The following is a 26287-nucleotide window of genomic DNA, read 5'->3' as shown; positions in this document are numbered from 1 at the left end:
GGGTGGGAATTTCAATGTCTTTTCAGAATGGCTTCGCCATGCCCTTTTACGGGCGTACACGAAGAACAAGACAAGCACGGGCAGGCATCGTCGGAGCCCTGTCGGTGGCTCTCGGCGTCTCCCTGCTCTCCGTGCCCGCGTGGTCCATGCCTGCCGAGGTTCCAGGTGCTCCCCCCGTCCCGAAGACCAAGTCGGTCGACGGGACCGACTTCGTCCCGAAGGGCCTGAAGAGGAGGCCCAAGCCCGGCCCCTCCTGGCAGGCACCGCACGTCACCTGGCCCACGGCAGCCACCCAGCAGCTCGACCTCCAGTCGGGCACCACGGATTCCGCAACGGTCGGCGGACTGCCCGTACGTCTCACCGCGCTTCCTTCCCGCGCGAAGAAGGGCACCAGCAGCTCCCCCCGCGCCGCGGTCACGGTCAAGGACCACGCCACCGCCCGGCGAGCCGGCGTCGACGGCCTGCTGATGACGCTCGCCCCCACTGACGTCGCCGCCGCGGGCGTGCCGGTCGAGATCGAGGTCGACTACGGCACCGTCCGCGGCGCCTACGGTGCGGGCTGGTCCTCGCGCCTTCGTCTGGTGAGCCTGCCTGCCTGTGTGCTGACGACCCCCGAAAAGGCGGAGTGCCGTCAGCAGACCCCGCTGGCGACCGAGAACAACACCCGCACCCACACCCTCGGCGCCACTCTCACCACCAACGCGCCCGCCGGACCGCTGAAGGCGGAGACAGGACAGACCGCGAAGACGGCACCGTCGCTGTCCAGCCTCGCGATGAACACCGCCGGAGCAACCGTTCTGGCAGCCACGGCCGGTACCAGCGGCAGCGACGGCTCGTTCGAAGCGACCTCGCTCGCCCCCTCCGGATCGTGGTCGGCAGGCGGGAACTCCGGTGGCTTCGGCTGGTCCGTCCCCATCAACGTCCCCGCAGCGCCCGGCGGACTGGCCCCGAACGTCACGCTGTCCTACAACTCCTCCTCCGTGGACGGCCGTACCGCATCGACGAACAACCAGGCGTCCTGGATCGGTGAGGGCTGGGAGTACTCGCCGGGCTTCATCGAGCGCCGTTACGCCTCCTGCGAGAACGACAAGCAGGGCGGCAACAACACCGCCAAGACCGGCGACCTGTGCTGGAAGTCGGAGAACGCCACCCTCTCCCTGAACGGCTCGTCCAACGAGCTGGTCTGGGACTCCACGAAGAAGACGTGGAAGCTCCAGAGCGACGACGGTTCCCGCGTCGAGCGGATCTACGACACCGATCCGAACAACTCGGGTGACGCGGACTCGGAGTACTGGAAGGTCACCACGCTCGACGGCACCCAGTACTGGTTCGGCAAGAACCGCCTGCCCGGCTGGGCCAGCGGCAAGACCGAGACCAACTCCGTCTTCTCCGTCCCCGTCTACGGCAACCACAGCGGCGAGCCGGGGCACGCCACCGACTACGCGTCCTCCGCCGAGCAGCAGGGTTGGCGCTGGAACCTCGACTACGTCGTCGACCCCCACGGCAACGCCATGGCCCTCTACTACACCAAGGAACAGGGCTACTACGCACAGAACAAGAAGATCGACGCGCCCAAGCCCTACATCCGCGGTGGCTACCTCAACCGCATCGACTACGGTCTGCGCGCGGGCGCCGTCTACACCACCACCAACCCGGCCGGCCGCGTCACCTTCACCACCGCCAACCGCTGCACCGCCGCGGACTGCGCCTTCACCGAGGCCAACGCCACGAACTGGCCCGACACCCCGGTCGACCTGAACTGCACCTCGGGCACCGAGTGCCTCCAGGCGTCCCCGTCGTTCTGGTCGAAACGGCGCCTGACCTCCATCAGCACCTCGGCCCTGGTCGGCACCGCCATGGAAGCGGTCGACACCTGGACTCTCGCCCAGTCCTTCCCCGCGACCGGTGACACCTCCACCCCGGCGATGTGGCTCGACTCGGTCCAGCGCACCGGCAAGGCCGGCCCCGCTGCCGACATCACCCTGAACAAGGTCGTCTTCGAGGGCGAGCTCATGCCCAACCGAGTCGACGCCGCCGAAGGCCGCCCCGCCCTCAACCGCAAGCGCATCACCAAGATCACCAACGAGACCGGCGGCCAGACCCTCGTCACCTACACCGCCAAGGAGTGCACTTCGACGGCGCTGCCCACCGCCCCGGACACCAACACCAAGCGTTGCTACCCCTCGTGGTGGACCCCGGACGGCGCGGTCGATCCGGTCGAGGACTGGTTCCACAAGTACCTGGTCACCCGGATCGACGAGAACGACACCACCGCCGGTAGCGGCTCCCCCTCGAAGGTCACGACCTACGAGTACGCCGACGGCCCTCACTGGCGCCGTGACACCGGGGAGTTCACCCTCAACAAGCACCGCACCTGGAACGTCTTCCGTGGCTACGGGACCGTCCGCACCTACAGCGGCGACGACTCCGACCGGGTGAAGACCGAGAAGACCTACTACCTCGGGATGGCGGGCGACACCCTCGCCGACGGCAGCACGCGTCCGGTCGCCGCCATCAACGGCATCACCGACCGCGAGGACCACTCCGGCCGCGTCGCCACCTCCAGCGCCTACGACAGTGCGGGCGCCGGCGGAAAGATCGTCAACAGGACCACGTACATCCCTTGGGAGTCGGGGGAAACGGCCACCCAGCCGGTCAAGGGCGTCACCGACCCCGACAAGCCGGGCACCCCGGCCCCCACCCTCCCCGCCAGGACCGCACGGCTGTCCGGCACCGCAACCGAGAAGAGCAGCACCCTCCTCGACGACGGCACCTCCTGGCGCACCCTCACCACCACCCGCACCTACGACACCACCTACGGACTGCTCACCAGGCAGGCCGACGACGGTGCCGGCACGGTCGAGTCCCTCTGCGCCCTGACCAGTTACGTCGCGCCGGACACCGACAACTGGCTGATCTCCTATCCCCGCGAGGTCATCACCACGGACAACGGCGCCTGTCTGACCCGCCCGGGCGAAGTCACGGGGCACGCCCGCACCTACTACGACGGCAAGGCGCTCGGCGTCGCACCGGACACGGGCCTGGCCAACGTCTCCAAGACCGAACAGCTCGCCCGCTACGACGACGGCACCACTCCCGTATGGGAGACGGTCTCCCAGGCCACCCACGACCAGTACGGACGCGTCCTGACCGCCAAGGGCCAGGACGGCCAGCCGGTCACCACCGCCTACACCCCGGCCATCGGTGCCCAGCCGACCAAGGTGGAGATCACCAACGTCAAGGGCCACTCCACCTCCACCACCTTCGACGGCATGCGCGGCCTGGCCCTGGCCACCACCGACGCCAACGGCCGCACCTCCCACAGCGACTACGACGCCCTGGGCCGTCTGACCAAGGGCTGGAGCACCGGCCGGGCCAAGACGCTGCAGCCCAACGTCACCTTCACCTACAACCTCTCCGCAACCGTCCCGTCCACCGTCATCGCCAAGAAGCTGTACGAAGACGGACTGTGGGGCACCAGCGTCACCTTCTACGACTCCCTCCTGCGCTCACGGCAGTCCCAGTCCGACTCGATCGGCGTGAACGGACGTGTCGTCTCCGACACCTTCTACGACAGCCACGGTCGCGCCCACCTCACCAACGCGCCCTACTACAACAGCAGCGCCGTCTCCACGTCCGCGATGCTGGTCGCCGCGCCGAACCAGGTTCCGCAGTCCTTCCAGACGACGTACGACAGTCGTGGCCGCGTCACCGAGAGCATCCAGCTCTCCCTGAACGTGCCGCAGTGGAAGACGACGAACACCTACGGCGACTACTGGACGGCCACCGTCCCGCCTCAGGGCGGTACCGCCACCCTGAGCCTCGTCGACGTCCGCGGCCGCATCGTCGAAGAGCGCCAGTACAAGGACGGCACCCCCGTCCCGAACGCCGCTGCGACCCAGTACGAGAAGACCACCCGTACCTACAACGACGCCGGACTCCTGGCCTCGCTCACCGACGCCTCCGGCCGCAACACCTGGCGCTACACCTATGACCTGCGCGGACGGGAGCTGAGTACGGCCGATCCCGACAAGGGCCAGACGACCACCCACTACGACGCCTACGGGCGCGTGGACACCGTCACCGGCGAGCGCGGCACCCTGGCCACCACCTACGACGAGCTCGGCCGCAAGACCACCCTCCGCACCGGATCCACCACGGGCACCAAGCTCGCCGAGTGGACCTATGACACCGCCACCGGCGGCAAGGGGCTGCCGCGCAAGTCCATCCGCTACGACACGGGCAACGCCGGCGCCGCCTACACCACCGAGATCACCGGCTACGACTCCACCGGACGGCCCACGGGCACCAAGGTGACGGTTCCGAGCGTCACCGGCGAAGAACTCCTCGCCGGCACCTACACCGTGGCCACCACCGCGACACCGGTCAGCAACCTGCCCAAGACCGCCGTCTACAGCACCACCAACACCAACGCCACCACGGCCCTGCCCGCCGAGACCGTCACCAACCGCTACGGCTCGAACGACACCCTGGCCATCGTCGACAGCTCGCTCAACCAGGCCTACCTGCGCGGCGCCGGCTACACGCCCTTCGGCGAACTCGCCCAGGCCCAGCTCGGCAACCTCGGCAAGCTGATCACCCAGACCCTCACCTACGAGACGTCCACCCGTCGCCTGGTCAAGAACCAGATCAACCGCGAGGCCACCGGCCCCACGACCCTCTCCCACATCACTTACGGCTACGACCCGGCCGGCAACATCACCTCCATCCGGGACGCCCAGAACGACGGCACCGTCACCGACGACCAGTGCTTCACCTACGACTGGGCACGCCGCCTCACCGACGCCTGGACCTCCGGCGACGCCTGCGCCACCAAGTCCGTCAACGGCGTCGGCAGCCCCGACCTCGGCACGGTCGACCCGTACCGGACCTCCTGGACGTTCACCGACACCGGCCAGCGCAAGACCGAGACCCAGTACGCGGCCGGATCGATCACCGCGGACACCACCCGCACCTACGCCTACCCCACCACCGCCGGCACGCCCCAGGCCCACGCCGTCCGCTCCGTCACCGCCACCGGCGGCGCCACCGGAACGGACACCTACGCCTACGACACCACCGGCAACCTCACCAAGAAGACCCCTGCCAGCGGCCCGGTCCAAGACCTGACCTGGACCGAAGAGGGCAAGCTCAAGACCTCGACCGTCTCCGGCCAGACCACGTCGTTCCTCTACGACGCCGAAGGCACCCGCATCATCAAGCGCGACCCGGCCAAGACCACCCTCTACCTCCCCGGCGGCCAGGAGCTCGAACTCACCCGCAAGGCCGGCACCACCCCCGCGGCCCTCACCAACGGCACCCGCTACTACGGCGTGCCCGGCGGCTCGGCGATCCGCACCAGCAGCAACAAGAGGGTCGGATTCCTGGTGTCCGACCACCACAACACCAACACCCTCTCCATCTCCGCCAGCAGCCTCGCCACCAACCGCCGCAAAACCCTCCCCTACGGCGGGCAGCGCGGGGCCGCGCCTTACTTCTGGCCCGGCACCAAAGGCTTCGTCGGCGGCGACATCGACACCACCACCGACCTCACCCACATCGGTGCTCGCGAATACGACACCAACCTCGGCCAATTCATCAGCGTCGACCCTCTCCTCGTGACCGACGCCCCAGGGTCCTTGAACGGCTACAGCTACGCCGGCAACAATCCCGTGACCATGTCGGATCCCACGGGAATGTGCGCCGAAATCGACTGCCCGACGCGCCCATGCCCGAACTGCGAGAACACTACGCCCGGAGAGGAGCCCGGCCCCCCGAAAAAGACTGGCACCAGCGATGCTACTACCGGCACCGGCACCGGCACCAATCAAGATCAAGATCAAGATCAAGACTACGACACTAGCTGGTCTACGCCTCTGGATCAGCTCGTCTACGGGCTGATCAGGAACATCCCAGATGGGGCATCACTATTTGGCGCCCCATTTGGCGATGAAGACTGCTGGGGGTACGGCGGTCCCGGAATGCCAGGATGCGATTATGGCGGAGACTACGACCAGTGGATGCTCGAGCAGGGTGTCGACACATCGTCTGACTGGTACCAGGTCCCCGGGTTTCTTTTGGCAATATTCACCCACAATGAAACCAGCATAGGAGCAAGCACAAAAATCAGAAGATTGCCGACGGGAAAAAACTGCTTCCTGGCCGGAACGTTCGTATTGATGGCCGACGGCAGCAAGAAAGAGATTCAAGATATCCAGGTTGGTGATAAAGTTCTGGCAACCAACCCCGAAAGTGGAGAATCTGACTCCCGGCCGGTAACCCAGCTGATTCGCACCGAAAAAACGACACAAATAAATACGCTTTCCATCGAAACTATTGACGGAACTGAAGACCTGTCGGCAACGTCAGATCACCCCTTCTGGTCACCTTCGCAGCAAAACTGGGTCGAAGCTAAGGACCTAGAGCCGGGAATGACCCTACTCACCGACAAAGGTGACACGGTTGAAATCAGCAAAAATAGATCCCACGTCAAGCACGTAAAGACGTACAATTTTACTGTGGCCGACCTGCACACGTACTATGTACTCGCAGGGGCCACGCCGGTGCTCGTGCATAACAGTTGTGGAGTGTTCCCCAATAAAATGCCGGGAACCCTTGACCGGGAGCTTGCTCTGGCGGACAGATTGGGTGCTACGCCTTCTGGTGTTGGATCTGCTGGCTTTGATTCCGCAGTCGGTTCCGGGACGGTCAAATGGGCGGTTCGGGAGGACGGAAGCCTTGTAGTCGTACCGAAGTTCGTCGATGGTCAAGAGATTTCACACTCGGTGCTCTCTCGCGGGGCCCCGGTTCGCGCGGCCGGTGAAGCTGATATCGCTGGCTCATCGGGGGACGGGTTCTTCGGGTTGGACATCAACAACCACAGTGGTCACTTCGAGCCGTCGAGTGAGAGTCTGCAAATCGGTAGGGATGCATTTGCTGCGGCGGGAGTTCATTTCTGATGATCAGACTAGATGATCTGACGTCGCTCGACCTGCGGTCGCTCTCTGAGGTCCTGGCCGCGCATGCTCCGATGGTCCCTGACCTGGGTAGCGGCGAGTGGCTTGGCATCGTTGAGCTGATGACGATGCGCCTAACCGACGAGTGCAGCTCTCTGCCCGTGGAGTCGTGGGCTACCTGTTCGCTGGCGCTCGCGTACGCTCTCGAAGCTGCGGTGGCCTCGGGCTCTATCGATCAGCGTGAGAGCGTGATTCGCCGCCTGAATCTCTCTGTGGCCCTGCTGCGGCAGGTTCCGGCGAACGCTGAAGTCGACATCCTGAATCCGGGACATCTAATCGACCTTCTATTTCAAGAGCTTCCGATTTCAAGCGAAGAAGCTCGTGACCTATCGGTAGATTGGCGCGCTCTCGACGTTGTGCAGATTCGGACTCTGAGGGCTGTTAAGAATCTCGTTTCGCCTGCTCTGAGTCTCGCGAGACTGGCTCCCAAAGAGATTGATGGGCGGTTGAAGGCATGGGAAGAAGTTTTCCCTTCGCTTCCATGAGTAGGTAACCGAGAAGGTCCGCCAGGACGAATTCTGGCGGGCCTTTTGGCGTTTTGACGGAAGCGATTGACGGAGCGACAACAACCCCGCACAAACACGGCCATCTGCGCACGTCACCGGACCGGCAAACCGCGCTCGACCTACATAAAAGCAGGTCGAAGGCTTCGCGTAGCGCACGTAATATGTGATGGCGGGGCCACGCCGGTACTTGTTCACAACAGCAACTGCGGTGACGTAATTCTGGGGCCTGGCGAGGGAACTACTGAGGTTGAACTCGCGATAGCGGCTGGTCGTGACGGCTCATGATCCCTGCGGTATGCCGTGTTCATGAGGTATGCGCAGGGAGGCAGGCTGACGCCGAAGGGGCAACAGGCCCGGGAGCGGGTGCGGTTGGAGGCCGGTGCGCGGTTCGGGCGGGGTGAGAAGACTGCCAAGATCGCTGCCGGGTTACGGGTGGGCAAGCGGCAGGTCGAGAAGTGGCGCCGGTCCTGGCGCGAGGGTGGCCTGGACGCGTTGCGGTCCAAGGGGCCGATGTCGGTGGAGCGGCTCTCACCCCGGCAGTGGGAGCGTTTGGAGCGGGAGCTGGCACGGGGACCGCTGGCGCACGGCTGGGACGAGGGCCAGGGCTGGACGCTGGTGCGGATCAAGACGCTGATCGGGCGAATGTTCCACGTCGGCTACACCGTGCCGGGCGTGTGGAAGCTGCTCCGGCGGCACGGATGGTCCGTGCAGGTGCCCGCTCGCCAGGCGATCGAGCGGGACGACGAGGCTGTCAAAGTGTGGAAGGACGAGGTGTGGCCGCGGGTGAAAGCACCGCGGCTGACCTGGGCGCCTACATCTGCTTCGAGGACGAAGCGGGCCAGGGGCTGAGGCCGCCGAAGGGACGTACCTGGGCACCGCGCGGCCAGACCCCGGTGATGCGGGTGCGCGGCAGCAACCGGGGCCGGGTCTCCGTGGCCGGGGTCGTGTGCTTCAGGCCCGGTGCGCGGTCGCACTTGTTCTACCGGCTGCAGGTGTGGCGTGGGCGCAAGGGTGAGCGCAAGGGCTTCGCCTGGCGGGACTACCGCGACCTGATCGTGCTTGCGCACCGCCAGCTCGGCGCCCCGATGGTGTGGGTGTGGGACAACCCGAACGTGCACCTGACCGGCGAGCTTGCGGGCTTCATCGCGGAGAACAAGGAGTGGCTGAGGGTGTTCCAGCTGCCCTCCTACGCTCCCGACCTCAACCCGACCGAGGGGGTGTGGTCGCTGCTGAAACGGTCGCTGGAGAATTTCGCCGCCGCCAATCTCGATCACCTCGTCCGCGTCATGAAGCGCAAGCTGAAGAAGATCCAGTACCGCCCGCACCTGCTCGACGGCTGCCTCGCCGAGACCGGCCTGATCATCGAGCCGCCTTGACCACCCCACCCGCTATCGCGAGTTCAACCTCAGTAAGAGCTGTCCCGTAACCCCAGGAGTTGCGCCACGGCCCTTTGGCCACGAGGGTCTCAGGCTCGGTCGTGGCTCCCTGAGGCATTGCGATCACGATGCTGGGTGCTGGACGACTCCAGCCACTGGCCCACCACGTCGTCCACTTCGTCCAGGGCCGGATCGCGACTTCCGCTGGGCGCGTAGGCCGGTGACCGGTCGGCGCGTAGTGGCAGATGTGCGCAGTACCAGGCCCGCCGGGCACCGGCTATCTCTGCGGTCGTGCCCGTGCGGAGATGGCCGAGCAATGCTGTCATGACCCTGCGGCGCCCGAATGCGTAGAGCGCCGGCTCGACGAACCAGCGACAGAAGCTTGGGTCCGGGTCGTAGACAGCAGCAGCCATCAGCGGATCGAAGAACTCCTCAGACAGGGTGGCGCGTTCCAGCAGTGGCCTTCGTGCGGCTCCGGCCAGGTGCCGCGCACGTCGGTCTTCAGGCACGTCGGCCGCAGCCTCAAGGTCCAGCAGGCGAGCCACCTCGGCTGCGCAGGCAAGGAACGTACGTGTGGATGTCTCGTGGCGGTCGCCTTCGCTCATGGCAGGATTCTCGACCACGGGCCTGGATAGCCCCGTTCTCCGGGCTGAGCACGCGCGCCTTCGGGAAGCTGGTGACGATACGGCGTCGTGCAGGTGCGGACACGGCCCGCAAGGGCCGGCCGTGGAGCCTTTCGCTGGAGGACCGGCGGCGACCGGCACGCCGGCAACAGCTGCGGGCCGCAGCCGCCGGAGCCCCTCGGCGGGACCGCCGGGTGGACCGCCGCGTGCGGACCGGCCGCCCCGAAGCGTTCTTCGTGTGAATCCTCCTGCTCGACCACGGAAACGACCGGAACCGGCCACGACGCGTCCCCCTCCGTGCGCCGTCACGCCTGCGCCCCTCGGGCCGGTGGCGTGCGGCGCGTTCTGCATCCTGCCTCCGAGCTGTAACGAGATCCCCGTCCCCGTCTGAGGCGAAACCATTGCCCGGCACGGAGCTCGTCCGCGGTCTCGGGGACGTGGCGGACGCCGAGGCGTGCGGCGGTCGCCTCGCCGTCGAGCCGCCCCGGCACGGCACGCGACACCACGCGTGTAAGCGGAGTGCGAGGGGAGAAGACAGAAGGGGCAAGGGGAGGAAGGGGTGGAGAGTGACGCTCATCGGGATACACGGCATCGGCCAGGACCGGATCGGTGTCCGGCAACTGGCCAGGGAATGGGGCGACGGGCTGAGCTCCGGGGCGCGGCGGGCCGGCATCCCGCAAGCCGGCCTGCCCGACCCGCTGTTCGACATCGTCTACTACGCCCACCTCTACCGGGGCGAAGCCGAAACGCTGGGCGAGGAGACCGCGTCAGAACACGAGATCGGTCTGGAAGAAGCCGAGTTCCTCCAGGCCGTACTCGCCGAACTCGACCCCGTGGCCGCCGCGGAGACCGCACCGCCGCCCGAGGTCCTCAACCGCTTCGTCGGAGCCTTCGCCTGCCCGGCCTGGCTGACCCGGACGATGCTCTGGGTGGACGAGCGCAGCAACCGGCAGGTCTCCGAGACGCTGGTGCGCCGACTCCGCCAGGTGTGGCGGTATCTGACCGAGCCCGCTCTCGCCGACGACATCAGGGGGCTGCTGCACGACCGCCTCACCGCGGCACCGGAGTCCCGCGTGCTCGCCGCCCACTCGCTGGGGTCCGTGGTCGCTGCCGACCTGGTGGCCCGGGGAGCCTTCCCGTCAGGCAGGAACCGCCTGGTGACGATGGGTTCCCCGCTGGCGTACGGGGTCGTTCGGGACCGGATGCTCGACGGGCGCGCCTTCCCCACCACCCTGCCGTGCGACTGGTACAACGTGCACGACCCGCGGGACGTGGTGACCGCCTCCCACGGCTTAGCCGGCCTCGTCCCCGGGGTCACGGACATCCGCATCGGCAACTGGCCGGGCAATGCCCACGCCGCCGCCAACTACCTCCGCCGTCCTCAGACCGCGCGTGCCCTCCTCGACCCGCAGGAGCCCGCGTGAGCGCCGCCGGCGAAGTGCCGGACACGACCGGTGCAGCGCCGACCGTGCGGGAGGACGACGCCCCCGTCGGCCGCCGTCGCCTGGTGATCTTGGCGGCCTCCGCCTACGACGACGAGTCGACCGACTTCCGCGACAAGATCGACCGTCAGGTCGCCACGGTCATGCAGTGGTTCGGCCCGACGGCGGGCCCCTCCGGAGCCGGTACCGGGGAACCGGGGCACGGGACCTGGGCTCCGAACGCCCCGGCCGCGAACGCCCCGGCCCCGGGCTCCCCGGCCCCGGAGCCCGAGGTGTTCCACCACGACCTGCGGGACCTCCCCGGCTACTGGGACTTCCTCAACAGCGGCGCCTTCACGGGGCTCGAGCCGGAGGACGCGCTGGTCCTCTACCTCACGGGGCACGGCTGCGCCCTCCCCTCCCACCGGCACTTCATCGAACTGCCCGAAGGCGAATCCGGGCGCTCCTGGAGGCGCCTCCTCACCAGCGAGGTGGTGGAGCGCGCTCTGGACTCGGGGGCCGAGCAGGTCCTCGTCCTCGCCGACACCTGCTACGCCGGCGCCCTGAAGAACGACCTGTACCGCATACAGGTCGACTTCGCGCCGCAGCTGGCGGACGGCCCGTCGCCGGTGGTCATCGGATCGTCCGACTTCACCCGGCCGACCCTGGTGGGCGAGTTCACCCGTCTCCTCGGCGACGTGCACGAGGTGCTCGGGCGCGGCGGCCCCTGCGACAGCCGCTACTTGAGCCCCGCCCAGTTCCTCTCCGAACTGGCGACCCGTGCCAGGTCCATCGGCACGGACAGGATCAGCCCGGTGAAGATACTCCCCGACGCGATCGTGCTGTCGGAGGTCCCGAGCCTCTGCCTGCCCAACCCGGGCTACCGGCCGACCGCCCCACCGGTCTCCGCCGCACGCCACGACCTGGTGGCGGGGGCGGGTGGCATCGACTCCTACTGGACGGCGAAGGCCAGCGGCAGGGACGGCGACAACGACCCCGGCTGGTACTTCTCCGGGCGCGCCTCGCTGCTCCGCGAGCTGACCGGCTGGCTCGCCGGCGGCGAGGGCGTCCTGGTGGTCGCGGGCGAGGTCGGGTCGGGCAAGTCGGCCCTGCTCGCCCTGGCCGTCCTGCTTTCCGATCCGCTGTTCACCGGCGATCCGGCCCACCGGGACCGGCTCGCCGCACTGCCCGCCGACAGCCGCCCCGAAGCGCACGCCGTCGACGCGGCCGTCCTGGCCCGCGGGAGGGACGCCGACGGCGTGGCGTCGGCCCTGGCTTCGGCGCTCGTCCAGGACGGCTCCTGGGAACCCGATGACGCCGCGAGCGGGGTGGACGACCTCGTCCGCCAGGTCGAGCACCGCCTTGCCGGACGGTCGGAGCCGCTGACCCTGGTGGTGGACGGCATTGACGAGGCGCTGGCGCCCGCCCGCGTGGTGTCGGAGGTGTTCACGCGGCTCTGCCGCCTCACCACGGACGACGGACGGTGCGCCGTCCGCCTCGTGCTGGGACTGCGGCGCCCTCGTGGGGACGACGAGCGCGGCACGCCGCTCGCCCCGCTGCGCGATGTCGTCGACGAGGGATCGTGGGCGACGCTGCGCACCGACGGCCCGAAAACCGTCGACGACGTGGCCTCCTACGTCGCCGCCCTGCTCGCGAGCCCTGACCCGACGACCGGAACCTCGCCCTACCTCGGCGACGAGCGGGCCGCGCAGGAAGCGGCCCGCTCCATCGCCACCGAGGTGTCGCCCTCCTTCCTCGACGCCAGGCTGGCGGCCCGGCGGCTGCGCGCCGGTGCCTCGGTACAGGACCTGGAGGACCGCGCGTGGCAGCAAGACCTGCGCGGCGGCACCGAGCGCCTGCTCGCCGACGACCTCGCGGACGTCGCCCGGCACACCGGGCTGCCCGCCACCCGGCTGCGGGCGGTGCTGCGCTCCACCGCCTTCGCCCTCGGTTCCGGGCTGCCCGCCGGGGAACCCTGGCGCGCGACGGCGTTCGCGCTCGCCACCGGACAGGGCGCTGGAAGCGGCAGCGGACCGGGAGCGGACCGGGAGTTGCTGGTCGACCCCGCCCTGATCGACGAGGCCGTCGACCACGTCCTCACCGGGCGGCTCGCCGGTTACCTGGTGGCCGGGGCGGAGGACGGCCGACAGGTCTACCGCCCCGCCCACGAGCGGCTCACCGAGCTGCTGCGCGGCGACGAAACGGACTGCGCGGCGGCCGAGAAGACGGTGGCCGGCGCCCTGTGCGACCTGGTGCGCGACTGGGACCAGGACGTGCCGCCCCACCCCTACCTGCGGCGCCACCTCGCCCGCCACGCCCTACGCGGCGGGATCCTGGACGACGAGCACCTGCCCGCGGCGTTCCTGCTGTGGGAGTCGAGCAGCACGGTGCGATCCCTGCTCGGCGTGCCGGCGCCGGACGCGCAGGGCAGCCGGAGGCTGGCGGCCTGGTCCCGTTTGGAACCGTACCTGGCGCAGGCGGAGTTGCCGCCCGGCCCGGCCCGCGCCAGCAGCCTGGCGTTCAGCAGCACCGGCCTCGGCGTGGACCCGGGCCTGCGCCCGGGCGCCCTTGCCAGCCACTGGTCGCGCTGGGCCAACCCGGTCAACCTCCTGGCCGCCACCGGACGGTCCGTCGAGGCCATGTGCGAGCTGCGGAATCCGGACGGCCTGCGGTTGCTCGCCGCCGCCGGCGCGGATGGCGAGGTGCGGTTCTGGGACATGAGCACGGGCGAGCCGTACGGCGTGCCCCTCACCGGTCACAGGGGAACCGTGTGGGAGCTCCTCGCCGTTCCACAGCCCGCCGCACCCCAGCGCGACGGCGGGGACCTCCTGGCGAGTGCGGGCGAGGACGGCGTGGTCCGGGTGTGGGACCCCTTCCAGGGTGTGCTGCTGGCCGAGGTGGAGACGGGCGAGGCGCTCTTGGCGTTGAGCGCGCTGGAGCGACCGGGGGGACGGCTGCCGCTGCTCCTGACCGGAGGCGAGCAGGGCGCCGTGCGGGTGTGGGATCCGGAGGCGGGTTCCCCGGCCGCGCGCCTGATCCGCACCCTGCCGATGGAAGCCGCTGCGCAGGACGGGGAGCAGAGCGGCAAACGGCTCCCCTCCGCAACCCGCAAGCTCCGTGGGCTTCCCCAGGGCATCAGGAAGACGGCGCGGGAGTTCCTCACCCAGGGTTCGCCTCCCCCTCCCCGGGCGTCGTCCGAAACCGTGCTCCCGCCCACACGCGTGGACCGGCTCCTGACCCTGCACCTGCCCGGTGGCCCCACGCTGCTCGCGGGCGCGGGGAAGGACGGCACCGTATGGATCTGGGACCTTCCGGAAGGCACCCTGCGCCACGCCCTCACCGGCCACCAGGATGCCGTCCCCGCCCTGGCACGGACCACGACGAAGAACGGCCGGCACCTGCTGGCGAGCGCGGGCAAGGACGGCACCGTGCGCCTGTGGGACCCGCTGAGCGGAACCGAGGTGGGCAGGCCCTACAGTGCGCCGGTGCGGTTCCACGCGGTGGCAGCGGTGACCCGCCCGGGCGGCGGCCACCTGCTCGCCGTCGGCGACAGCCTCCAGGAAGTCACCCTCCTCGCCCCGGACACGATGAAGCCGGTGGAACCGGCGCTGGCCGGGCACCGAAACTCCCTACGGGCCCTGTGCGCCCTCACCGACACGGCCGGCCCCGCCCTGGCTTCCGGCGACTTGGCGGGCGACATCCGCATCTGGCGGCTCACCGGAGACGCTCCGCCCGGCGGACGCCCCGACCGCCTCGGCATGAACCCGTTCCCGGTGACCTACCTGTCCACCGGTGGTGCAGGAGGGTTGCTGGCCACCGCGAACGACGAGCGCCGCGTCCGCCTGTGGGACGCCGACACCGGCGGTTCCGTCGGGGAGATCCCGCACAACGCCTCGCAACTGACGGCCGTGCCCAGCACCAGGGGCGACGGCAGCGCGCTGCTCGCCTTCGGCTCGAAGGGCCGGCTCATGCTCTACGACCCGGTAAGCCGCAAACTGTTGGCCAACACGACCGAGACGGGACCCCAGACCGAGGAACTGTGCGTCCTCCCCGTCGACTCCTCGAAAACGCTGCTCGTGGCCGGCCACAACTCCGGAACGCTGCGCGCCCATTCCCTCCCCGACCTCGCTCCGGCGACCGAACCCTGGGAAGCGCACGACGCAGTGCGCGCGCTGACCGCCGTGCGGGCCGGTGGTCGCACCCTGCTGGCCAGCGCGGGCGCGGACGGGGCCATCCGCATGTGGGACCCGCTCACCGGGCGGCTCGTCAGAGAGTTCCAGGAGCCGAGCTCCCCTGCCTGGCCGGTACTGGCCGCCGTGCCCGCGCCCGACGGGAACGGCGACTGGCTCGTGAGCGCGGACCAGAGCGATTCGATCCGGTTCTGGGATCCCCTGACCGGAGCCGAGGCCGGCGAACCGCTGTGCCAACCCGGTGGCGTGCGGGTCCTGTGCCCGGTACCGCTGCCGGACGAACGGACCCTCCTGGCCAGCGGCGGTAGCCTCCGGGAGAACCTTTGCCTGTGGGACCCCGTCACACGCCGTCAGGTGGACGCGGTGGTTGCCGCAGGCCTGCTCACCGGCCTGGCCGTCCGCCCCGGCACGGCCGAACGCCCACCACGGCTCTTCGTCTCGGGCCGTGGCCTCGCCTGCTTCCAGATCGGGGGATGAGCCACCCGTGCCGGGCAGCTGCCCGGCTTGGTCCCCGGGACCTCCGCCGCAGGGTTCTCCCGCCCAGGGGTGCCGGGTGTGGTGCACGAGGCTCTGCCGCTCGTGGCTTCCCGTGATCGGCCGCCCGGCGCCCCATGACGACTCGGCTGCCCCTGGTGAAGTCCCTTGAGGGCGGGAGAAGCTCCCCCATAGGCTCGGCAGTTCAGGGCCGGGCACGGGAAGACGGGGTGGGGGAATGAGCAGGAGCAGTGCGTGGGGCCGGTTCCACGAGTGGCCTTTGCGGGAGCGCCTCTTCGTGGCCCTGGTGGCCTACACCACGGTGTTCCTGCTGCTGTTGCTCTTCCTTCCCCTGCGCCATGCGGCAGTCATCTGCGCACCGTTCTCCGGGTTCTTCGTCCTGCTCGTGGGCCGAGGCCCCGGCAGGCAGTGACCCCCGTTCCGCGGAGGAGGGGGCGGGCCGGGAGAGGTGGTGCGGGGGCCATCGGCGCGTACGCGTGCGGGCGGCGAGCGGCTACAGGAGGGCCTGGTACTCCGGTGACGGCTCGGCCAGTTCGGGGCGCTCCACCATGTAGCGGTCGCCGTAGACGATCTGCATCGCCCAGTGCCACGCCTCGTCGTGGAAGACCAGCCCGCGGAAGGGCTTGTCAGCCGGCTCGTACGGGTAGAACTCCATGGCGTCCTGCATGGCCGCCGCCGGCGTCATCCCGCCGTGGTGCTGCATGACCCATGCGTAGGCCCGCCGCTCGGACTGCAGGTAATCGACGTACTCGGCTTCGCTCCATGTCACGCCCCCACCGTAGAACAGCCCCACGAGGGGATGACCGGCCGGGTGCGCCGCGCGGCCGTCGCCGCGGCGGGGGCGGCCCTCACCACACCAGCCCCACCGCGAGCGCCGCGATGAGCACGCCCGAGGCGAGGGCGGTGGCGAGGCGGGCGCGGGGGCCCGTGAGGGCCTTGCCGAGGAGGGTGCCGCCGCCGGCGAGGAGCAGTTGCCAGCTCGCGGAGGCGGCGAAGGCCGCGAGGACGAAGGCGGCGGCTTCGACGGCACCCGTGGTCGGGTGTCCGCCGAGGACGAGGGCGGTGAAGTAGAGGACCGTCAGGGGGTTGAGGACGGTGATCCCCAGGAAGGTCAGGAAGGCCCGTCGGGGCGCGGCCGGGAGCTCCGGGCCGGTGGCCGCCCCGCTCCGGTGGGCCCGTACGGCCTGGTGGGTGGAGCGCGCGGCCAGGGCGAGGAGGACGAGGGCGGAGGCCCAGCGCAGGGGCGTCGTCACCGGTGCGAGGAGGGGGACGAGGGCGGCGCCGCCGAGCACCGCGAGGAGGGCGTACAGCCCGTCGGCGGCGGCGATGCCCAGGGCCGCGCCCGCCCCGGTGCGCCACGGGGAGCGGGCCGCGACCGCCACCAGGTGGGCGCCGACCGCGCCGACCGGGATCGCGATGCCGTAGCCGGCGAGCAGGCCGGCCACCACCGCGGCCGTCATGCGACGGCGGGGATCGCGCCTCCGGGGGAGCCGGGCCGCTGCTGTCGGCGGTAGTCCGCGCCGTCCTTCGTGCGGCTGAGGAAGCCGCCGATCACGAGGTACCGGCGCAGCGCCGGGAAGTCGTCGTGCACGGTGCTCAGGGCCTCGTTGACCTCGGACTCGCGGTAGGTGCGGTCGGCGTCGAAGAGGGTGGCCGCGAGGTGCGCGAGGAGGGCCTCGCGGCGGGCGGGCTTCCGGGGGATCGTCGTGAGGCGCCCGTCGGCGGAGAACAGCTCCGTGACGGGGCGGGCGGCGGTACGGCTGGTCATGGCCGTGAAGCCTGGTTCCCGCCGCCCCCGGGCCGCAAGGGGTTTTCCCGGGTCAGGGCCGCACGATGATGTTCACGGCCTGCTGCACGTTCGGGATGACCGGCGGGAATCCGGACCGTTCGAGGATCGGCCGGGCCTTCTCCATAAAGGCCAGGAAGTGCTCCTCCGAGGCGAAGAAGTCGACCATCCGCCATCCGCCGCTGCCGTCCGGCCCGGCGGCGTGGGCGAAGAACCCCTCGGGCGGAAACCATTCGGCGTCCTGGATCTGCCGGGTGGTCTCCTCGTACTGCTCCTGGGTCCCGCCGGGGATCTCGACGGTGACGATGACGGCCATGGTCCTTCTCCTGGGGGTGCGGGGGCTCCGGCCCCCAGCAGAGCAGCCGGTCTCCGCACCCGCACGGCGGCGGCCCCCGAACGGGCGAGCCGGCCGGGGCGCCGGCGCGGCCTCGCCTTCCTCCGCGGGGCCCCCGCCGGTGGGTGGGGGCCGGAGGGCCGGTGGGGCCGCGGGTCAGATCCGCTGCGTCCGCAGGAAGGCGGTGAAGGCGGCCCAGGCGGCCGGGGTGGCGGTCAGTTCGCCCCGGGCGCGGTCCTTGGTGTCGCGGACGCGGACGCGGGCGAGGTCGTCGGCGACTTCGACGCAGGCGTCGTTGTCGGCGCCGCTGTAGGTGCTCTTGTGCCAGTTCGGAGAGGTCTCAGTCATCGTGTTCCTTCGCGATAGCACGCATCAGTTCCGTGGAGGCCCGGACGCCCAACGCACCCTGCTGCAACAGATCATAGACACGCTGAAATCGCATCACCTCTGCTGGTTCCTCGGTGTAGTTGCCCGTGCTGAAGCCCTCGGTGTACGCGCCGCGCTCCCCCCGCGGAAGGGTGAGGAGGGCGACGGAGCCCGGCACCGGGGTCCCCTTCAGGGGAAGCACCTGGATGTTCACGTTGGGGCGCTCGCCCATGGTGAGCAGGTGCTCGATCTGCTCCCGCATCACCGGGGCGCCACCGAGGTCGCGGCGGAGCGACGCCTCGTCGAGCACGATCATCATCCAGGGCGGGTCCGACTGGTCGAGCACGGCCTGCCGCTCCAGTCGGCGGTCCACGAAGCCGGAGATCTGCGTCGGATCGCCCGCGAGGCCCGCCTCCATCACGGCGCGGGCGTATCCGGCGGTCTGGAGCAGGCCCGGCACGACGATGGAGAACTCGTGTATGGCCGTGGCTTCGAGCTGTCGCCGCATGTAGGTCTTCGCGTAGTCCCGCACGTTCTGGTCGGTCAGGATCTTCACGAGGTGGACCAGGGCGCCGGGCGGTAAGCGCAGCACGATCTCCAGCTTCTTCGCGAGGTCCCGGTCCGGGGGGTCCTCGCCGCGCTCGATCTCGGAGATCCGGCTGCCGCTGCTGAAGACCTTCGCGGCCAGGTGGGCCTGCGTCCAGTCGCGCCCGAGGGCGAGTCGTGCCTCGCGGACCATGTTCCCGAGGTACTGCTCGACGCTGTCTCCGGGGTCCAGTTCCTTCGCTCCTGGCATATGCCTCGTTCCTCACCTGCGCCATGGAACTCAACTCCTGGTGAGCGTAGGTGCGGTGGCGGCATCGTGGAGGCGTTCCGGAGGAGAACCACCAGAAGGAGAGCCCCCCATGCACGCGTCGACGAACGCTCCCCCGATCCGCCCCGTCTCCGAGCGCGAGGCCGCGCAGGTGTACGTGGACCTCAAGGCCGCGATGGACGGGGCGGGGCTCCCCACGGACGGGCTCTACCGGGACGTGACCCGCGGGCCGGGCGGCGACGTGCACCGGTACGGGCTCGGTGTCGTCACCGTCGCCGGCGCCAAGCGCCTCACCGCGCTGCTGCGTGCCACCCGGTCGACCGGGTGAGGTACCGGGTCGGCGACGTCGTGACCGACGCGCGGCGGGCGCTCACCGGCCGGGTGCGGGACGTCCGCGGGGACGCGCTGGTCCTGGTCCGGCCCAGCGGCTACCGGTGGGAGGCGGAGGCCGCGCAGTGCTGGACGGCCAGCCCGGCGGAGCGCGCCGGCCTGACCCCGAGCGGAGCCGTGCGCGTCATCAGCACCTCGCCGTCGCCGGTGCGTCGCTCTTCCTGACCGCCGTGGCCGTGGGCGCGCTCGGCGCCGCCCTGTGCCTCCGCGTTCCGTAGGGAAACCGTCCGACACGTGCCGCGGGGCGACGACCGTCGGCGGCCACGGCCGGGTCCTCCGGAGGGGTCAGGCCGTGGGGCCCGGCGTACGGGAGGTGATCCCGCGCCGGTCGGCGAGCCGGACGACCACCAGGCAGAACAGCGGCGCGAAGACCAGCTCGGTCGCCAGGGCCTCCCAGGGCGCGTCCGCGGCGGTGTCGTCATCGGCCAACTCCCCGAAGACCGCGGAGAGCGAGAACGCGATCAGGTTGTTCACCGTGTGAATGGCGATGACCGCCTCCAGGCCGCCCGTACGGATGGTGAGCCAGCCCCACCAGGCCGCCGAGTAGCACAGCAGCAGGAAGCCCGACAGCTGTCCGAAGCCGTGGGCGAGGGCGAACAGCACCGAGGCCACGGCCACCCCGGGCCAGGGCGAGCGGAGGAACCCGCCGAACAGCTGGACCAGCCAGCCGCGGAAGACGAACTCCTCGGCGGCCGCCTGGAACGGCACGAGCGCCCACAACACGACCAGGCTCAACAGGAGTTCGGGCCAGCCGGGGACCTCTCCGCCCACGACCTCGGAACCGTCCTGGAACAGGCTCCACACGAACAGCACCAGGTTCTGGAGGACGAGCACGCCCAGGGCCAGACCGAAGCACCATCCCAGCCATCCCCACCGCAGCCGCCCGACGACCGACACGAGGGTGCCGACGGGTCGCTTCCCGCACACGCGGACGGCGATCAGCACGGCCGGGATCCACGAGGCGAGGGACACCAGCAGAACGGCGTTGTCGAACAGCGGATCGGCGAAGAAGCTGTCGCTGTCCTCCGGAGCCCACTCCAGCCCCAGGACCGCACTGACGATGACGGCGCCGAAGAACACGAGAAGCAGCCCGGCCAACATCAGCGCAGCGGCGAGGAAGAACTCCCCGGTCCGCGCCCCACCGCCCTGCCGCCCGTTGCGCCCCTGCTCGTGGTAGGCGGATCCCGGTGGCGCGGCGACCGGTCCGGGCGCCGGCGCCGGCGGCCCGGGAAACGGCGGCCCGGGAAACGGGGGACCCCACCCGACCGGCGGAGAGGGCCAGGGTTGCGCGGGCGGCACCGCGCCCTGCGGGGGGCGCGCCCAGGGGTCGTGGGGGTGCTGCGGGGGTCCTGGTATCGGGTCGGACATCGTCTGCTTTCTCGGGCCGGGCCTGCACGGAGTGCTGTTCCTGGAGTCTCCCATCCGCCCCGGACGGGCTCGGGAAGCGGGGAACGTCAGCGGGCCGCAGGGCCCGGGGGCCTTTCGCGTCCCCGGTCGAGCTCTTCCCTGACGCGGTCGCGGAGGAGCTCGTACTCCTCGCGGAGCCTGCACCACTCCGTGGCGGGCGGGCGGGGGATGACGGTCCCTCCGATGACGAGCTCCTCCGGTCCGAACTGCTCCCGGGTGAGGTCGATCTCGATGCCCGTGCCCAGGCGGTTCCACCAGTGGTAGTCCACGCGCTCGCCGTTCACATGGACTTCCCCCCGGATCAGGTCCCCTCCCAGGAGGTCGTTCACCACCATGGCGGTGACACCGCACTGGTCGCGGGCCGGATTGTCCGGGCTCCAACGCGACCGGAACTCGGGAGTGCAGGTGTCCGCGCTCCAACTGCTGCGGACGGCCCGCTCGATGTCGGCGAGAAGATACGGCGTCATGCCGCCGATGCTCTCAACCGGCGCTGACACCCACGGTCGCGCGAGGACGGTCGGCTCCGTCGGCTCGGTCTCGGTGCCCCGGTCGAGTCCTGGTCGACCTCCTTCATGGCACCGGCGTCGATTCATCCCTCAAGGCGGGGGAAGCGCGACCTCGTGTCGCTCCGGCCGCACGCCCTTCCGCGGGCGCGACGGCCCAACGGCACCGGGGGCGGCCGGAGGTGGGACCGGCCGCCCCCGGTGCACGGCGGGAAGCGGGTGGATCAGACGCGGCCGAAGAACAGGCTGCCCGGGGCGTCCGGGTCGTTGGAGAGGTAGTGCTCGCGCACCGCACGGATGAACTCGTGGCGCGAGATCACGCCGTCCCCGTCGGTGTCCAGCTTGACGAACACATCCATGGCGTCGGGCGCGTCGCTCTTCCAGACGTCCCTCAGGAAGCGGGCGAACTCGTCCTTGCCGATCTCGTTGTCGCCGTTGACGTCGATGACGTCGAAGATCGCGTGACCGCCGCCCTCGGTCACGTTGAGCCGGCTGGTGTCGATGGCGGCGAGGCGGTTGGCCGTGACGAACTGGTCCTTGGTGAGCCGGTCGCCGTCCACGTCCGCGTGGCGCAGCAGCTCCAGCCAGTAGATCTGGCAGAAGGTGTGGAGGGCCCTGGCCCGCCGGTCGTCCTTGCTCAGGCCGTATGCCTGGATGTAGCGGTCGGCCATCTTCTGGTAGTCCGCCCAGTCCAGGTAGCCGTTGCGGTCGGCGTCCAAGGCGTCGAAGCTGCGCTCGAGCTTGGCGGTGATGATGTCCTGCACCGTCGTGGTCATGACCGGCCTTTCGTGATCTTGCCCTGTGGGTTCCTCCAGCATGGGACCCACCGCACGGAAAGGACCTCGATATCCGCATATGCCACCTGATCTAGTGATCGCTTTCCGGTCACCGTCACACGCGCGGCGCGCGCGGTCCGAAGCCCCGTCGCCGACGGTCGACGGTCGACGGGCCCCTTCGGGGCCGGGACCGCACGACCGCTCGCGAGCCGGGACGGCCCCGGTAAGGACGGGAGGGGCCCGTCACGGATCGGGAGAGGTCCCTCCGGAGGCTTCCGAACAGCCCAGCTCCTTCTGGGCGAAGCTCATGAACTTCTCGGTCAGCCCGATGAGACGACGCTGCGCCGCAGGCGCATCGCCCCTGCTGTCCCCGTCCAGACGTAGCTCGATCTTGTCCCTGGAGTCCGGCTTCCGGCAGTAGAAGTACGTCACCGTCCCCACCGCGCCGCTCGATCCCCAGACCAACCCCCCTTCGCCGACATCGATGGATCGGCCCCCGGCCTTCTCCCAGGTGCTCCAGTCGAGGTCGAACCCCCCGGGCTCGCGCCTGGCCGCAGCCGTGAAGGGGTTGTTGCCGTCGACGTAGACCAGACACGTCACCGACGCCTTCCCGCCGTACAAGTCGAACGGCAGCCGTGTCTGAGGCCGCGCCGTCTCCCCGTCGTGGAGGAGGGGTTCCACCTCGGAGTCCGTGAAGGCGCCCCAGCACACGCGCGCCGGCACCTCGGGGCGGTGCGACTGCGGAGGGGAAGAGCATCCACCGAGCAGTGCAACGACCGTCAGGGCGAGCACGCCCACGGGGACGGTTCGAGTGCGTCGCCGCGTCATTCCGTGCCCGCTTCCCGAAACCACCGGGTCGCGCCCCGTGGAGCGAGCCGTCCCCATCGCCCTCGAAGCCACTCCTTGGAGGTCCTTGACGTCAGTCGGGCTCAGGTCTGCATCTCGCGCCGCAGCCGAAACGGCCCGTGCCGCGGAGACTTTGGCCGCCCCTTCAGCCCGTGAGTACCCGTCGGTCGATTCCCTACGAGCTTCGCTTGTCGTGTCCTTCTCGCCGGTTTCCAGGGATGACTCCGTAACGTCCTCCTGCACCCACTCCAGAACATCACCGGCAAAAGGAACAAGTTCCAAGTACTTACCACCCGCAGCCGAGATCACTCGGTTGACCCACTTCGCCTCATCCCCCGCTGCCTTGTTGAACTCGGCATCTTCGTGAAGCTGGCTGTCCTGCACCGCCTGTGCCCGGGCTTCTGACATGACGCCCGCGATCTCACCACCCGGGTGTACGGCGTCACCAATGGCGGCATCAATTTCACCGTGCTGGCCCCTGTGCGCCAGAACTTGGTGCACCAGGACCGTGGTGTAAGCCTGCTGGGCATTCGTGATCGCACCATACGCGCTGGGGTCCTGGGCCACTACGCCTGGGAAGGCTCACTGCCCGCCGAGTCGGAGCACAACAGCCACGTACAGGCTCACAGACACCGTCAGAAGCAGAAAGCTGAGAAGCGTGTGGACGACGAGACCTTGTCCCGGGGTAAGGCCGAGATGGGCCCGGGCCGCACGGCTCACCCGGGGCCCGGGGACACCCCGCGCGGCGTTCGCGTCCGCTTCCTCGATCGCTCGTCGCAGCTTCCTGCGGCTTCTCTCGGTCGTGATGCCGAGGCGCACACCATGGGCGTCACGCACCACGAGGGCGCGGTACGCGCCGCCGTACGAGAAGGTCGTCAGTAGCCGGACCGTGGTGATTCGGTTCAGGTCGACGGACCGTTCGCCGGTCAGGGTGCGCGCGGTCAGGATCGACGACGAATGCCGGAACGGGTCCTGCTCCTCGCACAGTGCGGGGAGGAGGACGAAGCCGACGATCCCGCACAGCAGGCCGAGCACGATCGGTGTGCCTTCGGGAACCGCCCCCGTCCGGGCCAGTCCGTAGCCGCCGAAGGGCAGCAGAAGGACCGTCACCGCCAGGCCCGATCCCATACGCGCACGGGCCACGCTGCGGGCCGCGACCGCTTCCGTTGTTGCTCCCACCGAACACCCCCCGTTTCTGCCGGCAGGCACGATCATGCATCCGCGGCAGATCTTGCCGCACTGCCGGTGTCCGGCAGTCTTCGGCTCGGGATCCGCCGGGACAGGGCCTCGCCAGGTTGCACCAGTTCGGTTCCCCGAAGGGCATCTGCCTGCTCCCTCGATCTTCGTGGAGAAGCTCTGGCGGCTGAGGTCGGTGTTCTCCGCCGTGGTCGGCTTCGTCCCCCTCGTCCTGGTGACGCTGGTCCCGTTCCAGAGCTGGCTGCTGGATCGCCGCAGCTCTCGTCCTGCTCCCACTCGACGACGGCCGAGCCATCTGAATGATGACGCAACGTCATGAGCCATTACGGGGAGAGGTTCACTGTCCGTCGACCTCCGAAAGCAGCAGCTCGCTGATCTGGAGGGGGTTGTCATCGACGTTCACGTGTCCGAGGCCGCTGTCCCTCGGGAAGAAGCGGGATGCGTAGGAGCCGGCCAGTTCGGCTCGTTCCGCGCCGCTCAAGGGGCCCATGAGCGCTTCGACGGCTCGCGGGCACGTGTCCTTGCGCTGGGTGGCCGCGAGTTCGGACCGCACCGTCCGGGTCATGAGCGCGCAGGCTTCGTCACCGTCCTCTGAACCGAGGGCGTTCAGGAACGCCTTGCCGGAGTCCTCCAGATCCCCGAGGTCCGCGCAGGTCTCCCGGACCGCAGAGAAGATCCCGGTACCCCCGACCACGAGCAGCAGGCCCAGCACCCACCAGATCAGCAGGAGTCCTTTGTCCCGCCCGTTCGTACGGACCAGTACGCCTCATCCCCCCGCTGCCGCAGCCTGTGCGCCGGCCGGCGTGCTCCTCAGCGGAGGGGTCTCCGTACGGGACTCGTTACGGGTCGCTTCGAGGCGGGGAGAGGGGTGCTTCACCCGTACGGGGGTTCTTCGCACGGAGTGTTCTGGTGGACGGGCTCCACCCGGTACGTTCACGCAAAACGGCCCCCGTCGATGGTTCGCACCCATCGGCGAGGGCCTCAACCACCAGTGGAACAAGGCCTCCACCGTGATCTACCGAAACTTTAACGCGCCCGCGCGCGCCTTCACCCCGTTCTCCCACGAGATCATCCGGCACCCCCGCCTGAGCTCCGACGCCGTGCGGCTCCTGACCTGGCAGCTCTCCCTCCCCCGGGACGCCCGGGAGTCGCTCTCCCGCTCCGCCGAACGCGCCCGGATCGGGGCATGCGCCTTCGGGCGGGCCAAGCGGCAGTTGAAGGAGGAGGGCTTCGTGCACGAGCGGCGGGTCCAGGTCGCCGGCGGACGCTGGACCACCCACCAGCTCGTCTCCGCAACGCCGTTGACCGCCGGAGAGGCCGCGAAGGTCTTCGCGCGGTTAGCCGTCGCCGTCACCGGGACCCCCGCACCGGAGCCCCGCGCACCCGAACCGCCCCCGTCCGCGCCGTCTGCCCCGTCCGCGCCCTCTGCCCCGTCCGCACCGGGGCCCCGGAAACCGGGTGTCGGTGATCCGGCCGTCGGTGCACCGGTGCCCCCGCGCACCGACGGTCATCCAGAGAAAGACCCAGGGGAAAAGACCTCCCACCATCCGGCCGGGGCGACGGAGACGGCCGGGGAAGCCGGAGGGGCCGCCCACCTCGAAGCGGGGCGGGCGTTCGTCGGGGCGCTGCCGCTACTCTCCCCCGCCCTGCGGCACGTGCCGCCCGGCATGCGCGAGGAGCTCGCCGGGCTCGTCGCCCGCTGGCTGGCGGACGGCCACTCCCCCGCCGACGTGCAGGCGCACATCCTGCGCGGCCTCCCCGGGGACGGGACGCCCGTCCGGCGCCCCGGTGGCCTCGTCCGCCACCTGCTGCGCGAGGTGCCGCCCCGGGAGCTCCCCCCGCCCCCTCCGTCCGGGCCGCGGGTGTCCGCGCGGCTCGCGGGGGCGCGGGAGTGCTCCGGCGAGCACACCCAGGCGACGCTGTTCCGGCCGGTGGCGGACGAGACGCTGTGCCGGGCGTGCGTTCCGCAGGCTGGGGACGTGCACGCCACCCTGACGGAACACGCCCGGTGCACCTTCGGGGACGCGTACCGGCCCGCACCGCCGTGCGACCGCGAGCACGACGAGGGCTCCTTCGTCGAGCTGCTGACGTTCGCCGACGCGGCGGAGCACCGCCCCGGGCCGGAATGACGGACGGGCGGGCGGCACCGGCCGCGAAGACCTCGCCGGACTCGGGCTGCACGCCCCGCCGCTCGACCTGTCCACCACCTACCCCTCGTACGACGCCCGGGCCGAGGCCGCC

General features: G+C 70.0%; 23 protein-coding genes. 10 read left to right on the top strand and 13 right to left on the bottom strand.

The window, feature by feature from the left end; all coding sequences use genetic code 11:
- Positions 1-104: 104 nt before the first annotated feature.
- The 4 genes from ACFW22_RS31820 (at position 105) to ACFW22_RS31805 (ending at position 8898) form a co-directional block, all read left to right on the top strand.
- Entirely contained in the window at positions 105-6959 is a 6855-nt protein-coding gene (locus ACFW22_RS31820) for a polymorphic toxin-type HINT domain-containing protein (protein ID WP_386411420.1), read from the top strand.
- Positions 6959-7501, top strand: coding sequence for a hypothetical protein (locus ACFW22_RS31815; protein ID WP_386411418.1), 543 nt, complete (start codon positions 6959-6961; stop codon positions 7499-7501). Before ACFW22_RS31820 ends, ACFW22_RS31815 begins: the two co-directional genes overlap by 1 nt.
- Positions 7502-7828: 327 nt before the next feature.
- Positions 7829-8371 (top strand): winged helix-turn-helix domain-containing protein, encoded by a 543-nt coding sequence (locus ACFW22_RS31810; RefSeq protein ID WP_386411416.1) that lies wholly within the window; start codon positions 7829-7831, stop codon positions 8369-8371.
- Complete coding sequence (locus ACFW22_RS31805) at positions 8296-8898, top strand: transposase (RefSeq protein WP_386411414.1); 603 nt, start codon at positions 8296-8298, stop codon at positions 8896-8898. The genes ACFW22_RS31810 and ACFW22_RS31805 overlap by 76 nt, the downstream gene beginning before the upstream one ends.
- A gap of 89 nt (positions 8899-8987) precedes the next feature.
- Here ACFW22_RS31805 and ACFW22_RS31800 read toward each other — a convergent pair whose 3' ends face one another.
- A complete protein-coding gene (locus ACFW22_RS31800) occupies positions 8988-9503 on the bottom strand; it encodes a hypothetical protein (RefSeq protein WP_386411412.1) in 516 nt (171 codons plus the stop codon).
- 584 nt (positions 9504-10087) lie between these two features.
- On the opposite strand from ACFW22_RS31800, the gene ACFW22_RS31795 reads away from it, so the two are divergent.
- From ACFW22_RS31795 to ACFW22_RS31785, 3 genes are all read left to right on the top strand, one after another.
- Positions 10088-10945: a hypothetical protein gene (locus ACFW22_RS31795; protein WP_386411410.1), complete on the top strand. Its 858-nt coding sequence runs from the start codon at positions 10088-10090 to the stop codon at positions 10943-10945.
- Complete coding sequence (locus tag ACFW22_RS31790; RefSeq protein WP_386411408.1) at positions 10942-15609, top strand: hypothetical protein; 4668 nt, start codon at positions 10942-10944, stop codon at positions 15607-15609. Before ACFW22_RS31795 ends, ACFW22_RS31790 begins: the two co-directional genes overlap by 4 nt.
- 235 nt (positions 15610-15844) lie before the next feature.
- Positions 15845-16039 carry a hypothetical protein gene (locus ACFW22_RS31785; protein ID WP_386411406.1) on the top strand — a complete coding sequence of 65 codons (195 nt, stop codon included), beginning with the start codon at positions 15845-15847 and terminating at the stop codon, positions 16037-16039.
- 81 nt (positions 16040-16120) lie between these two features.
- Here the strand turns inward: ACFW22_RS31785 and ACFW22_RS31780 are convergent, their stop codons facing one another.
- The 6 genes from ACFW22_RS31780 to ACFW22_RS31755 all read right to left on the bottom strand — a co-directional run bounded on the left by ACFW22_RS31780 (position 16121) and on the right by ACFW22_RS31755 (position 18909).
- Positions 16121-16396, bottom strand: coding sequence for a hypothetical protein (locus ACFW22_RS31780; protein WP_386411404.1), 276 nt, complete (start codon positions 16394-16396; stop codon positions 16121-16123).
- A 79-nt stretch (positions 16397-16475) separates the two neighbouring features.
- A complete protein-coding gene (locus ACFW22_RS31775; protein ID WP_386411402.1) occupies positions 16476-17087 on the bottom strand; it encodes a LysE family transporter in 612 nt (203 codons plus the stop codon).
- Entirely contained in the window at positions 17084-17395 is a 312-nt protein-coding gene (locus ACFW22_RS31770; RefSeq protein WP_386411400.1) for a DUF2087 domain-containing protein, read from the bottom strand. Before ACFW22_RS31770 ends, ACFW22_RS31775 begins: the two co-directional genes overlap by 4 nt.
- Before the next feature lie 52 nt (positions 17396-17447).
- Positions 17448-17729, bottom strand: a complete 282-nt coding sequence (locus tag ACFW22_RS31765) for a hypothetical protein (RefSeq protein WP_384873555.1) — start codon at positions 17727-17729, stop codon at positions 17448-17450.
- Positions 17730-17903: 174 nt separating this feature from the next.
- The gene (locus tag ACFW22_RS31760) at positions 17904-18095 is read right to left on the bottom strand and encodes a DUF397 domain-containing protein (protein ID WP_386411398.1); all 192 of its coding nucleotides are present in this window, start codon (positions 18093-18095) and stop codon (positions 17904-17906) included.
- Positions 18088-18909: a Scr1 family TA system antitoxin-like transcriptional regulator gene (locus ACFW22_RS31755; RefSeq protein ID WP_384873561.1), complete on the bottom strand. Its 822-nt coding sequence runs from the start codon at positions 18907-18909 to the stop codon at positions 18088-18090. The genes ACFW22_RS31760 and ACFW22_RS31755 overlap by 8 nt, the downstream gene beginning before the upstream one ends.
- A 109-nt stretch (positions 18910-19018) precedes the next feature.
- Between ACFW22_RS31755 and ACFW22_RS31750 the strand changes: the two genes are divergently transcribed.
- Both ACFW22_RS31750 and ACFW22_RS31745 read left to right on the top strand, forming a co-directional pair.
- Entirely contained in the window at positions 19019-19255 is a 237-nt protein-coding gene (locus tag ACFW22_RS31750; RefSeq protein ID WP_384873564.1) for a hypothetical protein, read from the top strand.
- Entirely contained in the window at positions 19252-19482 is a 231-nt protein-coding gene (locus ACFW22_RS31745; RefSeq protein ID WP_386411395.1) for a hypothetical protein, read from the top strand. The genes ACFW22_RS31750 and ACFW22_RS31745 overlap by 4 nt, the downstream gene beginning before the upstream one ends.
- A 120-nt stretch (positions 19483-19602) precedes the next feature.
- On the opposite strand, the gene ACFW22_RS31740 is transcribed toward ACFW22_RS31745, so the two are convergent.
- The 6 genes from ACFW22_RS31740 to ACFW22_RS31715 form a co-directional block, all read right to left on the bottom strand.
- Positions 19603-20685, bottom strand: coding sequence for a CPBP family intramembrane glutamic endopeptidase (locus tag ACFW22_RS31740; protein ID WP_386411393.1), 1083 nt, complete (start codon positions 20683-20685; stop codon positions 19603-19605).
- 86 nt (positions 20686-20771) lie between these two features.
- Positions 20772-21191, bottom strand: coding sequence for a hypothetical protein (locus ACFW22_RS31735; protein WP_386411391.1), 420 nt, complete (start codon positions 21189-21191; stop codon positions 20772-20774).
- Positions 21192-21451: 260 nt separating this feature from the next.
- Complete coding sequence (locus tag ACFW22_RS31730; protein ID WP_386411389.1) at positions 21452-22003, bottom strand: EF-hand domain-containing protein; 552 nt, start codon at positions 22001-22003, stop codon at positions 21452-21454.
- Positions 22004-22246: 243 nt separating this feature from the next.
- Positions 22247-23350, bottom strand: coding sequence for a hypothetical protein (locus ACFW22_RS31725; RefSeq protein WP_386411387.1), 1104 nt, complete (start codon positions 23348-23350; stop codon positions 22247-22249).
- Between the two features lie 81 nt (positions 23351-23431).
- Positions 23432-23884: a hypothetical protein gene (locus tag ACFW22_RS31720; protein ID WP_386411385.1), complete on the bottom strand. Its 453-nt coding sequence runs from the start codon at positions 23882-23884 to the stop codon at positions 23432-23434.
- Positions 23885-24383: 499 nt separating this feature from the next.
- Positions 24384-24758, bottom strand: coding sequence for a hypothetical protein (locus ACFW22_RS31715; RefSeq protein ID WP_386411383.1), 375 nt, complete (start codon positions 24756-24758; stop codon positions 24384-24386).
- A gap of 298 nt (positions 24759-25056) precedes the next feature.
- Between ACFW22_RS31715 and ACFW22_RS31710 the strand changes: the two genes are divergently transcribed.
- A complete protein-coding gene (locus ACFW22_RS31710) occupies positions 25057-26175 on the top strand; it encodes a hypothetical protein (RefSeq protein ID WP_386411381.1) in 1119 nt (372 codons plus the stop codon).
- Positions 26176-26287 lie beyond the last annotated feature (112 nt).

This window comes from Streptomyces sp. NPDC058872 (genome assembly GCF_042743065.1).
Lineage (GTDB): Bacteria > Actinomycetota > Actinomycetes > Streptomycetales > Streptomycetaceae > Streptomyces.
Note: the sequence above shows the minus strand (reverse complement) of the source record. Positions and strands in the feature narration are given on the sequence as shown.

Excerpts from the sequence above, each read along its gene's own strand:
- ACFW22_RS31765 (WP_384873555.1), bottom strand. The coding sequence starts at position 17,729 with ATGGCCGTCATCGTCACCGTCGAGATCCCCGGCGGGACCCAGGAGCAG.
- ACFW22_RS31810 (WP_386411416.1), top strand. The coding sequence starts at position 7,829 with ATGAGGTATGCGCAGGGAGGCAGGCTGACGCCGAAGGGGCAACAGGCC.
- ACFW22_RS31800 (WP_386411412.1), bottom strand. The coding sequence starts at position 9,503 with ATGAGCGAAGGCGACCGCCACGAGACATCCACACGTACGTTCCTTGCC.
- ACFW22_RS31735 (WP_386411391.1), bottom strand. The coding sequence starts at position 21,191 with ATGACGCCGTATCTTCTCGCCGACATCGAGCGGGCCGTCCGCAGCAGT.
- ACFW22_RS31770 (WP_386411400.1), bottom strand. The coding sequence starts at position 17,395 with ATGACCAGCCGTACCGCCGCCCGCCCCGTCACGGAGCTGTTCTCCGCC.
- ACFW22_RS31750 (WP_384873564.1), top strand. The coding sequence starts at position 19,019 with ATGCACGCGTCGACGAACGCTCCCCCGATCCGCCCCGTCTCCGAGCGC.
- ACFW22_RS31760 (WP_386411398.1), bottom strand. The coding sequence starts at position 18,095 with ATGACTGAGACCTCTCCGAACTGGCACAAGAGCACCTACAGCGGCGCC.
- ACFW22_RS31815 (WP_386411418.1), top strand. The coding sequence starts at position 6,959 with ATGATCAGACTAGATGATCTGACGTCGCTCGACCTGCGGTCGCTCTCT.
- ACFW22_RS31785 (WP_386411406.1), top strand. The coding sequence starts at position 15,845 with ATGAGCAGGAGCAGTGCGTGGGGCCGGTTCCACGAGTGGCCTTTGCGG.
- ACFW22_RS31755 (WP_384873561.1), bottom strand. The coding sequence starts at position 18,909 with ATGCCAGGAGCGAAGGAACTGGACCCCGGAGACAGCGTCGAGCAGTAC.
- ACFW22_RS31730 (WP_386411389.1), bottom strand. The coding sequence starts at position 22,003 with ATGACCACGACGGTGCAGGACATCATCACCGCCAAGCTCGAGCGCAGC.
- ACFW22_RS31740 (WP_386411393.1), bottom strand. The coding sequence starts at position 20,685 with ATGTCCGACCCGATACCAGGACCCCCGCAGCACCCCCACGACCCCTGG.
- ACFW22_RS31775 (WP_386411402.1), bottom strand. The coding sequence starts at position 17,087 with ATGACGGCCGCGGTGGTGGCCGGCCTGCTCGCCGGCTACGGCATCGCG.